Below are 12,673 nucleotides of genomic sequence, written 5' to 3'. Positions count from 1 at the left end.
TCCGCAGCCTCGGCCAGGGCTGGAAGACCCTCGACCAGCGCCGCCCATTGGGCGGCATCGCCGCCCTTTTCGGGACGCAGCCCGAAGCATTGGAAGATCAGCGCGCCTTCCGCATCGAACGCCTCGACCGAGATGGCCGGGCCGCGCCTGGTCGGCTTGTTGACCGCCCAGACCTCGGCGACATGGTCACCGCGCAGATGCAGGTTGAAACGCGGGTCCAGCACGTTCAGCCACGGCCCCATCGGCTTAAGCGACTCGATCCGGCCCGAATGGATCTCGATGCAGCCCATGTTGCCGACAAAGAACATCACGCCGACGCCATCTGCATGGGCGCGTTCCAGCAGCGCCGGAACCGCCGCAACGGCCAAGGGCCGCGCAAACGGTGCGCCGGCCACGCGATTGGCCCCAAGGCGGTTCATCTTGAGCCGGCGGATCAGCGTGTTGAACTGATGCGTGTCGGTCATCTCGGCCCATTCGCGGCGCAGCGCATCGACGCGGTCAAGCGGGGCGTTGGCCGGTTCGACCGGTTCGCGCGCGGCAAATGCGGCGCTGTCGGATTGATCCCCTACGGCCAGCTCGCGCTTCAATGCTGCCCATCCATCCAGGTCAGACACCTCGCGCAGGTGAACCTTGTGCACCGCATCACCCGCCGCGTCAAAGACCTGAATCGAGCGCTTCACGCCCGCATCAGTCTGCTTTTCCACGGCAAAGGCATGGACCCAGTGGCGCGGGAAAAAGCGCATGTCGATTTCCGCGTCCAGCGTCATGGCGGCATGATCGCCATCGTGGAAATCATTATAGGTCCCGACCTTCTCGATCACGCAGGAGCGGTTGCGGGTCAGGGCCATGACCTCACCCAAGGACTGGATCGCGGGGATCAGTCGACCCAGTGTGGGGTCGATGCGCAGCGCGCCATGGCCGACCTGGGCTGCGACCAGTTGCGCCTCGGGCAGGCCAAGCTTGGCGGCAAGGTCAACGGGGCGGCCAGTATCCTCGGCGATGATCTGGCGCAGGGCGGCGGGGGAATGATCGGTCATGCGAGCCTTCTTGGAATGATGTCCCCTGGCAGTCCGGCTTGAGGCACTTTGAATTATTGACAATTTTACTCATGAATTTTACTCCGATGCAAGATGCCAGCCCCGCGCCAGCCCAAAATTACGAAAAATCGACTCGGGGACATGATGTCACACCATTCCATTCGTGCCGCCTTCTTGGCTGGCACCACTTGCCTGACCGCGCTTTGCCTTGGCCTGCCGGCTTATGCGCAGGACACGACCGCACCCGCTGCCACCCTGCTTGACCCGCTGGTCCTGCGCGCCGGGACGCCCAAGGTAGCCTCCGAAGTGCCGCAATCCGTATCGGTCGTGGGCGAAAAAGAGTTCGACGACATCGCGCCGATCCATATCGGCGAAGTGCTGGACACGGTTCCGGGCGTGGCCGGGACCGGCTCGGGCAGCTTCTTTGGGCAGGGCTTCAACATTCGAGGCTTTGGCGCAAACGGCTTGGCCGGCGGCGAGGCCGGGATCGTTCAGCTGATCGATGGCGAGGAAAAATACTACGAATCCTACCGCCAGGGCGCGCTGTTCGTCGAACCGGACTTCCTGCGTCAGGTTGAGGTGCTGCGCGGCCCCGGATCTTCCACGCTATACGGCGCGGGCGCGCTTGGCGGCGTCATCGCGATGGAGACGATCGAGGCCTCGGACCTGATCGAGGACGGCAAGAAATTCGGCGGGCGGGCAAAGATCGGTATTGCCTCGAACCCGGATTCGGTGCTGGGCAGCCTTGCCCTTGGCTGGCGTCCGGTCGCGGATTTCGAGGGCGTGGCGGCCTTTGCCTGGCGCAAGCTGGGCGACACCAAGGATTCCGAGGGCAACACCACGATCCGCTCGGATTCGAACACCCCGAACCTGCTCTTGAAGGCCAAGAAGACCTTCGGCGACCAATATGTCGCCTTCTCCTACCAGCATCTTGAGGCCAAGGGCGACAATCAGGACTTCGATCAGATGCACGGCGCGCAGAAGGACCTGTATTATCCGGGCTTCTCCTGGGGTGTGGGCGACATCACCACACGCGACCAGACCGCGCGGCTGGTCTGGGGCTGGAACCCTGCCGAAAACCGCTACATCGACATGACCGCGACGCTATCCTACACAAATACCATGAAGGACGTGCAGCAGGGTGACGACCCCGCCGAGCCGATCATGACCGCCTTCCTTGGCAAGCGCGATTACCGCCTGTGGAAATTCAAGCTCGACAATACCGCCGACATTTCGGGCGCGGGCTACGAGCATTTCCTGACCACCGGGGCCGAGATCTGGAAGCAGGACCGCTCGTCCAGCGTGCCGTCCTCGTCCCATCCCGAGGGCTATACCAATGGCTGGTCGGTTTTCGCACTGTCCGAAATCACCTGGGACAAGCTGACGGTGAATTCCGGTCTGCGCTATGAAAGACAGCGCACCGAGCCCAAGGACAGTGTCAGCTTTGACGCCGAGGATCGCGAATTTGAGGCGGTCGAGCCGCAGATCGCCGCAATCTATCGCCTGAACGATGCCTGGTCGGTCTTTGGCTCGGTCGCCTTCGTGAACCGCATCCCGACCGTGGACGAGCTTTACGACGGCTCGATGGTCACCAACCCGAACCCGGATCTCAAGGATGAAAAGGGCAAGAACATCGAGATCGGGACCTCGTACACCGGCAGCTCGATTCTGGCCGAGGGCGATCAGGCGGTGATGAAACTGACGCTCTATCGCAACCATATCGACGACATGATCATCCGCGCGGGTGCGGGGCCGATGGCCTATTACACCAATGTCGAGCGCGCCTATCTGCGCGGCGGCGAGCTTGAGGCCAGCTATCTGCTCAATGATTGGGAACTGGGCGCGGCCGTGACCGTAACCGAGGGCGTCGATCAGGACAACCTGCAGAACAATCGCGTGATGCTGCAAGCGGTCTGGAACGCGAACGAGGCCTGGCGCCTTGGCGCGCGCAGCACTTTGGCCGCAGGTCGCGACAAGCCCGATGGGGAACACCGCGCGGGCTATGGCGTGCATGACGTCTTCGCCTCGTGGTCCCCGCAATCGGGCATCGCCGAGGGGATCGAGGTCCATATGGGCGTCGATAACGTGACCGATACCGATTACACGCCCGCAAGCTGGCTGGGTGGCCCGGCTCCGGGCCGGAACTTCAAGCTGTCGCTGTCGCGCAGCTTCTGACGACACGGCAAGGCCCATCCGCCCCGGGTGGGCCTTGTCCATTGCCTCAGGCGCGCAGCATATCCGCCGGCGACAGCTTGAAGGCACGGCCAAAGCCGCCATTCAGCAGACCTGATTGCGGGAGAAGCCGCCAGAAGCGGAAATCCGGCAGGTCGATATAGACCTTGGCCTTGGGGTCCTGCGCCAGCCATGCGGCCCGCATCTCGGCCGTGGTCGGCACCTGCTCGGCCTGTGCAAGGACGGACAGGCGGGCATGGGTCATGACATCGCCCTTGGCGGCCTCGTCGTCGGTGACAAGCAGCCCCGCACGCGGATCGGCAAGCAAGGCCCGGGTATGCGCGGCCAAGCCCGACAGCAGAGCGACAGGCACGCCACTTTCGTCGATCTGAACGGCAATCCGGGTAACCAGCGGCGTGCCCGTCTCGGGATCTAGCGTGCCCAGATTGGCATGGCGCATATTGGCAAGAAGACGCCGCGCCAAAGCGCGGGCCTCGTCATCGGTCGGGCGAATGGGTTCCTGTTTCATAAGGCGCAATCTGAAGGTGGAGGCCAGCAGGCACAAGCCTTCGCCGCCGAATCGGCATACCTGCTATGATGGTCCAGATTCAATCTTGGTGCATGATGGTCTACGCGCTTCCGCGCATCATCGAGCCGAAGCGGACAGGCAAACCCGATAAGGCCTCTTGCCTCGCCCATCGCCGGAAACACGCGGATCTCTGTTAGCGTGATGGGTGACCGGATCTGCAGGCAGCCTGCTTCCGGCCTTGACGATAACTGCGGCAGCTTCCGGGGCGGTATGAGTTTACGTCGGTTGCGCGCTTACCAGATCGGGCCAGCGGCGGGATGCACTCGGCGTTCCCGTTGAGGCCGAAGCGGGAGCCGATATATGCGAAGAAGGAAATGCCGAGTTTTTGGCAGGTCCTCATCGGCACGAGCATGATGTCGCTTGCCTGGCTGCTTTCGGCGCTCATCTTGCCGCCTGAGATCCGGAGCTTGGTGACACAGGCGCGCAGGTCGTTTTTGGTGGCATTGGTGTGGAGCGGGATCTGGGGGCGCTCAAGCACCTTCAACAATTCGCTCTTTCGCCTGAGCAGGCGGGCCAGCAACTGACCCAACTCGTTCTAACGCGTGCGTTGCCCGAAGATGTCGTCGAAACGTTGAGCTAGGACGGTCCATCCACCACGGAGGGCTTCTGCTTGCAGAGCTTCAGATCGTGGTCGAGGCCCAGATCTCGTCCCCTATCGCCTCCAGCTTACGCGTCTGCTCCAAGTGTTTTTCGCATCAGCTTTAGCAGCCGCCGCTCAGCATGCACCCAGCACTGGGCATGGCTGGGAATGCGGAACTGTCCCGCGTCGTCGGACACGACCACCGTGTTGCCCATCGGCCCGTGATGACGAACGGCACCCCAGATCGCGGCCTCAGTGATCTCGCGCATCAGCGTGCAGTCGAAAACGTCAAGGCGCAGCCTCAACAAGTGATCATAACACGCCATCTGCGAGGCGAATGTCTCGGGTGGCCAGCAAGCCTGCAGATGATATCCGGCGCCACCTTGCATTGGCATCGAGTGCCAAATCGTTTGATCATGTAAACTTCGGGCGCCGCGCGCTGGAGAGAGAGAGAGGAAGGTCAGTCGCAACCTTGAGTGACCCGCGCGGACCACGCTGAACCGCGCGCCGCCTATCTGGGTGGTGATCCCGTCGCGATGGGCATGGCGGGCCCCGGTGTCATCGACACTGATATAGGGCGCCGCCGCCAGGCCTGTGCGCAGGATTTCCCGATCCTCCGCCACGAAACCATCGAGGCCCGTGGTCAGGATGCGCACCACCTGACGCTTGGAGATGTCCATTCCGATCCCGTTCAGGATCGAGGTCATCCGTTCCGTCGTCACCTGGCCCTGGGCATGCAGCGCCAGACAGAACCGGCGCAGGTTGGCGCCAAATTCCCCCAGAAGCCCCTCCGGCAAGGGGGCGATGACCCGCTTGCCTTCCGGCGTCAGCCAGCGCTCCCGCCGATAGCGGAATGAGGTCCACAGAGATCGCCAGGTCCCGAACCAGGATGGTCTCATGGCCCTTGAAGCGCGATCCCGAGGGCACATCCACCGCCAGGACCTCCTCGCGGGTGACGTGGCCCTTGTCGCGCATCTCGCCACGCCGCCGCCCTGCACCGCTGCTCTTGCGGGCTTCCTTTTCGGTGGCCTTCTCCATGCCGGAGGGTTTGAACGGGAGTCGCGGCGGCAAGTTCTCCAGCCGCGCAATCTCGTCACGCAGATCCTGGTTCTCGGCAAAGGAGTGCGGGCAATCTCTGACCTCTTGATCTTGTCCCATAACTCGGCCATCTGACGCTTCGAGCGCGTCAAGCCGCTGTGAAAGATCGACAGCGAGCCGAGGCAAAGCGTCGGGCCTCAGCACCCCAGCGGCATCGTCCGAGCTTGGGCGCGTATGATCTTGAATGACCCAATCATCTGTAGCGCAACAGCCTGGCCCGGAATCTGCCCCGCTTGCCCGAGCACACCGTGAACGTGACGCCTCCAATGACCCAATGAACGAGGGTCTTATCACGCTCATCCCGCCAAATTACCTCGTTATGCGGATTACACGGAGGATGGGCGCATCGTCGCCTCACCCCCGATAAGTTCGCATTATCACGAGTCTTGAGTCATACCCCGGATCGCGCCAGAATATCCCGCATGGAGTTGATCATTCCCCCTGCCCTCGCCCCCGAAGATGCGGCGGCGCTGCTCGAGCTTTACCGGCGCGGCACGCCGGAAAACACGCTGCGCGCTTGGGAACGCGACCTGGCCTATATCGCGGCATGGAAGCGCGCCAGCTTCGAAAAGGCTCTGGACTGGCCAGAGCGCGAAGAGGTCGCACTGCGTTTCCTGCTCGATCACGCGCAGGATCTGTACGACGCCCAGGGTCCGGCACGGCAGACCGCAGAGGCCCTTATCGCCGCCGGGCTGCGGCGCTCCCTCGCCTGCCCCGCAGCGGCGACGCTGGATCGGCGAATCGCCTCCTGGCGGGCGTTCCACCGTATGAAGGGGCTGACTTCGCCTTTTGAGACGCCTCTTGTCGCCCAGGCCCGAGGCCGCGCGCGGCGGGCGACAGCGCGACCGAGGGCACGCAAGTCCGGCAATCCGATCACCCGCGAGGTGCTCGAGGCGATGCTGGCGACCTGCGATCACTCGCATCGCGGTATGCGCGACCGCGCCTGCCTGATGCTGGGCTGGGCCTCGGGCGGGCGACGGCGCTCGGAGATCGTGGCGCTGAACCGCGACGATGTCGATGATCGGGAGTTTCGCGACAGCGGGCTGCTGCGCCTGCGCCTGCTGACGACCAAGACCAGCGGGCCCGATCGCGCGCCGCGCCTGCCGCTAAAAGGTCGCGCCGCCCGCGCCGTGATGCGCTGGATCGCGGTGGCGCGCATTGCCGAGGGCCCGCTGTTTCGCCCGGTGAGCCAGGCCGACCGGGTGCTGAACCGTCGGCTCAGCGCCGACGGGTTGCGCGAATTGCTGCGCCATCGCCTGGTGCTGGCCGGATATCCGCATGATTTTGCCAGCCCGCACGGGCTGCGCGCAGGCTTTCTGACCCAGGCCGCGCTGGATGGCACGCCCCTGGCCGCCGCCATGCAACTTTCGCTGCACCGCTCGGTGCAGCAGGCGCAAAGCTATTATGCTGATGTCGATATCGCCGAAAACCCGGCGGCCGACTTGCTGGGTTAGGCCTGCGCCACCAGCGCGGTCATGCCGGCCGATGAAATCGCCTTGCGGTCAAAGCTGTAGATGCGGTCGCAGCCAGCCTCCCGCGATGTCAGGGCAATCAGGTGATCTGAAAAACCCGCGCCACCAAGCCGGTAGCGTTCATTCGCAAGCCCGACACGATCGGCGCTTTCGACAATGATCTCATGCGCGGCTAGCAAGCCGTCCACCGCATCGGCGATGTCCTTTCGCGCCAGCCGATAGGCGCGCTCGAGCACCCAAACCATTTCGACCATGACTTCGCGCGACAGAAAACCCGGCTCGGCCTCGGTCAGGCTGGCAAAAAGGCCGCTGGCCTGCGCCGCCTGGACCGGGTCGTCCTGAACAAGAAACCGGATGAGCACATTGGTATCAATGCCGATCATCCCCGGCGCGCCGCCTCGGAGATGGCCGCGTCCATGTCTTCGAGCGAAACGGGCCCTTGCCCCTTCCGATGCAGCAGGCCAGCCAGATCGACGACCGGCCGCCTCCGCATGATCCGCACCTGGCCATCGTCCAGGATCACATAGCGCAACCTGTCCCCCGGGCCGAGATCCAGCGCCTGGCGCACGGCTTTCGGCAGGGTGGTCTGCCCCTTGATGCTGATCGTTGATTCCGACATGGAAGGTAATCCGTCTTGCGATTTCTCTTTACGATATAGGGGTTTTCCCTACTTGTCGCAACCAGCGTCAGCGGGCTTCGGTTGAGAAGCGTCCGTCAGGGCATTGCCAACGTTGCGAAAATCTCTTGCCAGAATCAAATTCTGCGCGCATCAATTACGCCACAAACAGAATAAGACGGCCGAAAGCGTAACTACCGAGCAGGCGACGCGGCCAAACTTACGAAACGAGGACAGGCCAATGAACAATATGCGGCCGAAGACGCGGATCGACAAGCTTGTGGGCGCGCATGCAGAGGGCCTGTCGCAGCGACTGCAGGCCCATCGGGAACAGCTGTTTCCGCCCGATGCGCGGCGCGAGCTGCGCAAGTTCACTTCGGGCGAGGTGGCCGACCTGCTTGGCGTCAAGGATGCGTATCTGCGAAAGCTCGATCTTGAAGGCAAGGGCCCCTCGCCCGAAACACGGGCCGGGGGGCGTCGCTATTACAGCCCCGCCGACATCCTGGCGCTTCGCCGGCTTCTTGAAAAAGGGGCGAAATCTCCGGGAACCTACTTGCCCGGCCGGCGTGAGAGCGACCATCTTCAGGTCATCACGGTGATCAATTTCAAGGGCGGCAGCGGCAAGACCACCACTGCGGCCCATCTTGCGCAGAAACTGGCGCTGGACGGCTATCGCGTGCTGGGGATCGACCTTGACCCACAGGCCAGCTTTTCCGCCCTGCACGGCGTACAGCCCGAATTCGACCTGCTCGACGGCGGGACGATCTATGATGCGATCCGCTATGACGGCCCGGTGCCGCTGCGCTCGGTCATTCAGAAGACCTATTTCACCAATCTCGACCTGATCCCCGGCAATCTCGACCTGATGGAATTCGAACATGCAACGCCCATGGCGTTGCGCGAACGCTCGGGTAATTTCTTCTTTACCAGGATCGGCGACGTTCTGGCCGAGGTCGAAAGTGACTATGACGTCGTGGTCATCGATTGCCCGCCTCAATTGGGGTTCCTGACCATGTCGGCGCTTTCGGCAGCCACGGCCATTCTGGTGACTGTGCATCCGCAGATGCTCGACGTCATGTCGATGTGCCAGTTCCTGCTGATGACCTCGAACCTGCTTGGCGTGGTCGCGGATGCGGGCGGCAGCATGGATTACGACTGGATGCGTTATGTCATCACCCGCTACGAACCTGGGGATGGCCCGCAAAATCAGATGGTTAGCTTTATGCGCTCCATGTTCGGCGAACATGTTCTGAACCATCCGGTGCTGAAATCGACCGCCATCTCGGATGCCGGTATCACCAAGCAGACGCTTTACGAGGTCGAGAAGACCCAGTTCACCCGCGCGACCTACGAGCGCGCGATCGAAAGCCTGAACGCGGTGAACGGCGAGATCGAGGGACTAATTCAGGCGGCCTGGGGCCGCGAGGGGGCATGATGGCACGCAAGGATCTTTTGAAGAACCTGATGAGCGCCCCGGAACGAAGCGAACCGGGCCAGACGGCGCCCCGGCTTGAGCGCGGCGCCATCGGGGCCGTCTCAAAATCCATCAGCGAGCTGAAAAGCCGCGCGATCATCGAGGTCGCGCCCGACCTGATCGATCACGCGGGCCTGCACGACCGCCTGGACGAAGACCCTGCCGGCATCGAGGTGCTGCAGGACTCGATCCGGGAATATGGCCAGCAGGTTCCGGTTCTGCTGCGGCATTCCCCGAACCACGAGGAGCGCTATGAGGTCGTCTTTGGCCGCAGGCGGGTTCAGGCGATGCGGGCGCTTAACATGCCGGTCAAGGCCATGGTGCGCACGCTGAACGATCAAGAGGTCATCGTCGCCCAGGGACAGGAAAACTCGGCGCGCAAGGATCTGAGCTTTATCGAGAAAGCCAACTTCGCGGCGCAAATGGCCAAGGCCGGCTTTGATCGCAAGATCATCTGCGATGCACTTTCCATCGACAAGACCGTGATCTCGCGCATGTTGACGGTGATCGAGGCCCTGCCCGATCCCTTGATCCACGCAATCGGTGCCGCGCCCTTGGCGGGTCGGGATCGCTGGCTGAGCCTGGCTCAGAAAGCCCGGGGACATTCATCGGCCGATCTGGTCGCGGCTGCCGTCGGCCCGAATTCGGATGCGCGTTTTGCCGCTGTTCTCGCAGCGCTGGCGGCACCAAGAACCAAGGTGCAGTCCGAGATCCTGCGGGACGATGCGGGCAATCCGCTGGGACGCGCGCGGCAGGCCGCGAAGAAGACCGTGATCGAATTGGAGGGTGACAGCGCGGAGTTTGCCCAATGGCTCATCCGCAACCTCAAATCAATCCACCGTGACTGGCTTTCCGAGAAGCCCGCGGATGAAGGGGAATAAAACCGAGCAGTAACAACAAGGAGGCACGACAAGGCAAAAGAAAAGCCCCCCAGGAAAATCCCGAAGGGCCGTTCTCTCGATCTAGCACCTCGAAGATAGCGGCAAAAGTTGACAGATGTCAACCGCATGTTTCCCTGCGGGCGAGACCTTATTGCCTAGTGATTACGAAAATGAGGCATATTTCCACGACGCCCTTTGGGCGGCGGGCGGTGACGGCTGCCCATCTGCAACGGCAAGAGCTTGCCGAGGCCCCTGCCCCATGCGAAACGCCGGACAAATGGCTTGTGCTGCGCGAGCTCACCGAGGCGCGAAAGGCCTTCGGTATCAGCGACCGCGACCTGGCCGTTCTGGCAGCGCTTCTCTCGTTTCATCCTGCGAAACTGTTGACGGATGATGACGCGCTGATCGTCTTTCCCTCGAACCGGTCGCTTTCGGGGCGGGTCCATGGCATGCCGGAAAGCACGCTGCGACGTCATCTGGCGGCTTTGGTCGGTGCCGGGCTGATCCTGCGGCACGACAGCCCGAACGGCAAGCGCTACGCGACCCGGGCTTCCACGGGCCACGCCCGGATCGCCTTCGGCTTTGACCTTCGCCCCCTGCTCATCCGCTGGAGCGAAGTCAGCAAGGCCGCCGAGGATGCTCGCGAGGCCAGGATTCAGAGCCAGGCCATTCGGCAAAAGATCACCGTTCAGCTGCGCGACGTCGCAAAGCTCATGACCCATGCCGCCGATAGTACGGTTTCCGGAACCATGGGCCTTGCCGAGCGACTGGCCGATTTGCATCGCCAATTGCGCCGGAAACTCGAGCTGCCCGAGCTCGAGGAACTGGCCGTCCGCGTCAACGCACTGCTGACGGCTATCGGCCAATTCCTTCCCTCTCGAGCAAAGAAAACGAGCGGCGATGACACCCAAAATGAGCGGCACATTCAGAATTCAGAACCATATCTTCAAGAATCTGAACGCTGCACAGAGGATGAGGCGGCAAAAATATCGGGAAGGCCAAAAGATGATCTCCCCTTGAAAATAGTCTTGAAGGCAGTGCCAGAGTTGACCCAGTTCAGCCCCACACCAATCCGGACATGGCGAGATTTCCTGAACGCCGCCAGTTTTGTTCGACCCATGCTCGGAATCGACACGCAAAGCTGGGACACCACTCGGCAGAAGATGGGGGAACCCGCCGCCGCGATTGCGATTGCCTTCATTCTTGAACGCGTGTCCACGATCAGGCGTCCGGGGGCATATCTGCGGGTACTGGGCGATAAGTCAATCAGCGGCGAGGTGTCACCGGCTGCCATGATCCGGGCTTTGTTGCAATCGAACAAAGCGCAGCCCCAGAGTTGACAGCTGTCAACTTCAAGTGTCGGGGTGTTTCAGGGATGGCAATGATCCATGCCGGCAACCATCCGCATCACGACGGGGTCGCGCGTGATGGCCGCGCCGCCGTCCTCATAACTCCGGCCTGCGAGAACGCGAATTTGGCATTCTCTCTCTCCGCCAATCGTCTGGTCGAAAACATCCGTTTCGTCCACCCTCGCACTGAGTTGACAGCTGTCAACATCCCGATCGCGATTGCGGAAGATGAAACGGGCCGTGATCCCGCAGTGCCTCCCGCGGCAGGGCAAGAGGATCGCTTGACCTCGAAATCAAATCGCAACAGCAATCATTACATCAAACGAGGCAGCCGAGTTTCCCTGGTTCTTCACGCAGTGCTGCACATGGTCCAGCAAAACGGGCCTATGACATCCAAGGCGCTGGCACAGTGCCTGGGCACAAATCCGGTCGTGGTGCGTCGCAGAATGGGCCTTCTCAGGGATGCGGGATCGTGACGGCCGAGAGAGGACATGCAGACGGATGGCGCAATTCGGCCTCGCTTTACAACGTCGGTCTGCGCAGGCTGCACGACGCCCTGGGCGAGCCTCCGATATTTGCCATCGCAAACCGGAGCGACGCCCCCATTGCCCGGTCGAACAGGCGATCAATGTAGCGCTGGAAGGGATCTTTGCCGAAGCCGAGCCCCTGCTGCTGGATCGCTTCGCGGAATTGACGTTGGCCGAACTGGCCCGAGATTTTTCCAGACATCACGGCGAAGGGCGGGATATGTCGGCCAAGAAACATCACGGCACCCTCGATCCCGGATCTTGAAGGCAGGGAACGGGACGCGGTGAATGCGCAGATGCCTGCGAGGCGTGGCAGGGTTTCAGGCTGCAGCCCATCCTACGAAGCCCCATCCATTCGATGCGGGGCTACACGGCGGATCAACGCATCCGCTATGGCACGTGAAGGATCGGGGCCAAGGCCGATGTCGAAAGCGATGCCTTTGCACTTTTGGACCGCCACGAGATCAGCTTCGTTGATCCGCGATCTGAACAGAACAACTGCCCTCGGGAACGGATCGTCAGGGCCGCTGATGATCAAGAGCCGTAAGAGGTAATCGGATCGCATACTGGCACGCTTGACATGGCGGATTGCCAAAGCCCGGGGCGGGGGCCCGTAATAAGAAGGCTGCGCCGGAAGCGAATGTCAGCTTGCCCAGGGGCCAGCCTAAAACCCGCGGGCAGGCCCTTCGATCGCAGGCTTCGCTCGCGACTCTCAGCCGGGATCTGGGCGTCAATCCCAAGACAGTTGCGAAGTGGCGCAAACGGCATCCTCATCTTGACCGCTGAGGATCACGGCAGCACCTTTACGCTTCGCGTTGGCTCAGATCGAACCGGGCATGGAGCCAGATGGCATGGGAAATGAACTGGAAAGCGGTCGC

The 12,673-nt window shown here is 62.3% G+C and carries 14 protein-coding genes and 1 pseudogene; 9 read left to right on the top strand and 6 right to left on the bottom strand.

The genetic code is table 11. From position 1 onward, the window contains the following. The coding region (locus RGQ15_RS20165) for a hemin-degrading factor (protein WP_311162633.1) at positions 1–1,037 on the bottom strand (1,037 nt) is incomplete at its 3' end. A gap of 144 nt (positions 1,038–1,181) precedes the next feature. Between RGQ15_RS20165 and RGQ15_RS20160 the strand changes: the two genes are divergently transcribed. Further along, entirely contained in the window at positions 1,182–3,212 is a 2,031-nt protein-coding gene (locus tag RGQ15_RS20160; RefSeq protein WP_311162632.1) for a TonB-dependent receptor domain-containing protein, read from the top strand. 46 nt (positions 3,213–3,258) lie between these two features. Here the strand turns inward: RGQ15_RS20160 and RGQ15_RS20155 are convergent, their stop codons facing one another. The 3 genes from RGQ15_RS20155 to RGQ15_RS20145 form a co-directional block, all read right to left on the bottom strand. Beyond that, positions 3,259–3,738 carry a HugZ family pyridoxamine 5'-phosphate oxidase gene (locus RGQ15_RS20155; RefSeq protein ID WP_311162630.1) on the bottom strand — a complete coding sequence of 160 codons (480 nt, stop codon included), beginning with the start codon at positions 3,736–3,738 and terminating at the stop codon, positions 3,259–3,261. A 193-nt stretch (positions 3,739–3,931) separates the two neighbouring features. Further along, positions 3,932–4,318 (bottom strand): hypothetical protein, encoded by a 387-nt coding sequence (locus tag RGQ15_RS20150; protein ID WP_311162629.1) that lies wholly within the window; start codon positions 4,316–4,318, stop codon positions 3,932–3,934. Positions 4,319–4,464: 146 nt separating this feature from the next. Further along, a complete protein-coding gene (locus RGQ15_RS20145) occupies positions 4,465–5,085 on the bottom strand; it encodes a hypothetical protein (protein WP_311162628.1) in 621 nt (206 codons plus the stop codon). 190 nt (positions 5,086–5,275) lie between these two features. On the opposite strand from RGQ15_RS20145, the gene RGQ15_RS20140 reads away from it, so the two are divergent. After that, positions 5,276–5,551: a hypothetical protein gene (locus tag RGQ15_RS20140; protein WP_311162627.1), complete on the top strand. Its 276-nt coding sequence runs from the start codon at positions 5,276–5,278 to the stop codon at positions 5,549–5,551. Positions 5,552–5,898: 347 nt separating this feature from the next. Further along, on the top strand, positions 5,899–6,930 hold the full coding sequence (locus RGQ15_RS20135) for a tyrosine-type recombinase/integrase (protein WP_311162626.1): 1,032 nt from the start codon (positions 5,899–5,901) through the stop codon (positions 6,928–6,930). Here the strand turns inward: RGQ15_RS20135 and RGQ15_RS20130 are convergent. Next, the gene (locus RGQ15_RS20130; RefSeq protein WP_311162625.1) at positions 6,927–7,331 is read right to left on the bottom strand and encodes a PIN domain-containing protein; all 405 of its coding nucleotides are present in this window, start codon (positions 7,329–7,331) and stop codon (positions 6,927–6,929) included. The two genes, RGQ15_RS20135 and RGQ15_RS20130, sit on opposite strands and share 4 nt — an antisense overlap. Further along, positions 7,328–7,567: an AbrB/MazE/SpoVT family DNA-binding domain-containing protein gene (locus tag RGQ15_RS20125; protein ID WP_311162624.1), complete on the bottom strand. Its 240-nt coding sequence runs from the start codon at positions 7,565–7,567 to the stop codon at positions 7,328–7,330. The genes RGQ15_RS20130 and RGQ15_RS20125 overlap by 4 nt, the downstream gene beginning before the upstream one ends. A gap of 247 nt (positions 7,568–7,814) precedes the next feature. Here RGQ15_RS20125 and repA point away from each other — a divergent pair, with 247 nt between their 5' ends. The 6 genes and pseudogenes from repA to RGQ15_RS22450 form a co-directional block, all read left to right on the top strand. Further along, entirely contained in the window at positions 7,815–8,999 is a 1,185-nt protein-coding gene (repA, locus tag RGQ15_RS20120) for a plasmid partitioning protein RepA (RefSeq protein WP_311162639.1), read from the top strand. Beyond that, a complete protein-coding gene (repB, locus tag RGQ15_RS20115) occupies positions 8,999–9,919 on the top strand; it encodes a plasmid partitioning protein RepB (RefSeq protein ID WP_311162623.1) in 921 nt (306 codons plus the stop codon). Before repA ends, repB begins: the two co-directional genes overlap by 1 nt. Before the next feature lie 170 nt (positions 9,920–10,089). Then, positions 10,090–11,259: a plasmid replication protein RepC gene (repC, locus tag RGQ15_RS20110; RefSeq protein WP_311162621.1), complete on the top strand. Its 1,170-nt coding sequence runs from the start codon at positions 10,090–10,092 to the stop codon at positions 11,257–11,259. Between the two features lie 41 nt (positions 11,260–11,300). Beyond that, positions 11,301–11,744 (top strand): hypothetical protein, encoded by a 444-nt coding sequence (locus tag RGQ15_RS20105; RefSeq protein WP_311162619.1) that lies wholly within the window; start codon positions 11,301–11,303, stop codon positions 11,742–11,744. A gap of 25 nt (positions 11,745–11,769) precedes the next feature. After that, positions 11,770–12,060 (top strand): hypothetical protein, encoded by a 291-nt coding sequence (locus RGQ15_RS20100; protein WP_311162617.1) that lies wholly within the window; start codon positions 11,770–11,772, stop codon positions 12,058–12,060. Between the two features lie 383 nt (positions 12,061–12,443). After that, positions 12,444–12,560: pseudogene (locus tag RGQ15_RS22450) on the top strand (IS481 family transposase); the annotation flags it as partial. Between the last annotated feature and the right edge of the window lie 113 nt (positions 12,561–12,673).

This window comes from Paracoccus sp. MBLB3053, from assembly GCF_031822435.1.
Lineage (GTDB): Bacteria > Pseudomonadota > Alphaproteobacteria > Rhodobacterales > Rhodobacteraceae > Paracoccus > Paracoccus aurantius.
The sequence above is the reverse complement of the archived record's forward strand: the minus strand, read 5'-3'. Positions and strand labels throughout refer to the sequence as shown.

What these genes read in the sequence shown, in the direction of transcription:
- RGQ15_RS20140 (WP_311162627.1), top strand. Translation starts at nt 5,276, where the DNA reads ATGGCCCTTGAAGCGCGATCCCGAGGGCACATCCACCGCCAGGACCTC.
- RGQ15_RS20160 (WP_311162632.1), top strand. Translation starts at nt 1,182, where the DNA reads ATGTCACACCATTCCATTCGTGCCGCCTTCTTGGCTGGCACCACTTGC.
- RGQ15_RS20100 (WP_311162617.1), top strand. Translation starts at nt 11,770, where the DNA reads ATGGCGCAATTCGGCCTCGCTTTACAACGTCGGTCTGCGCAGGCTGCA.
- repA (WP_311162639.1), top strand. Translation starts at nt 7,815, where the DNA reads ATGCGGCCGAAGACGCGGATCGACAAGCTTGTGGGCGCGCATGCAGAG.
- RGQ15_RS20155 (WP_311162630.1), bottom strand. Translation starts at nt 3,738, where the DNA reads ATGAAACAGGAACCCATTCGCCCGACCGATGACGAGGCCCGCGCTTTG.
- RGQ15_RS20145 (WP_311162628.1), bottom strand. Translation starts at nt 5,085, where the DNA reads ATGACCTCGATCCTGAACGGGATCGGAATGGACATCTCCAAGCGTCAG.
- RGQ15_RS20130 (WP_311162625.1), bottom strand. Translation starts at nt 7,331, where the DNA reads ATGATCGGCATTGATACCAATGTGCTCATCCGGTTTCTTGTTCAGGAC.
- RGQ15_RS20135 (WP_311162626.1), top strand. Translation starts at nt 5,899, where the DNA reads ATGGAGTTGATCATTCCCCCTGCCCTCGCCCCCGAAGATGCGGCGGCG.
- RGQ15_RS20125 (WP_311162624.1), bottom strand. Translation starts at nt 7,567, where the DNA reads ATGTCGGAATCAACGATCAGCATCAAGGGGCAGACCACCCTGCCGAAA.
- RGQ15_RS20105 (WP_311162619.1), top strand. Translation starts at nt 11,301, where the DNA reads ATGATCCATGCCGGCAACCATCCGCATCACGACGGGGTCGCGCGTGAT.
- repC (WP_311162621.1), top strand. Translation starts at nt 10,090, where the DNA reads ATGAGGCATATTTCCACGACGCCCTTTGGGCGGCGGGCGGTGACGGCT.
- repB (WP_311162623.1), top strand. Translation starts at nt 8,999, where the DNA reads ATGGCACGCAAGGATCTTTTGAAGAACCTGATGAGCGCCCCGGAACGA.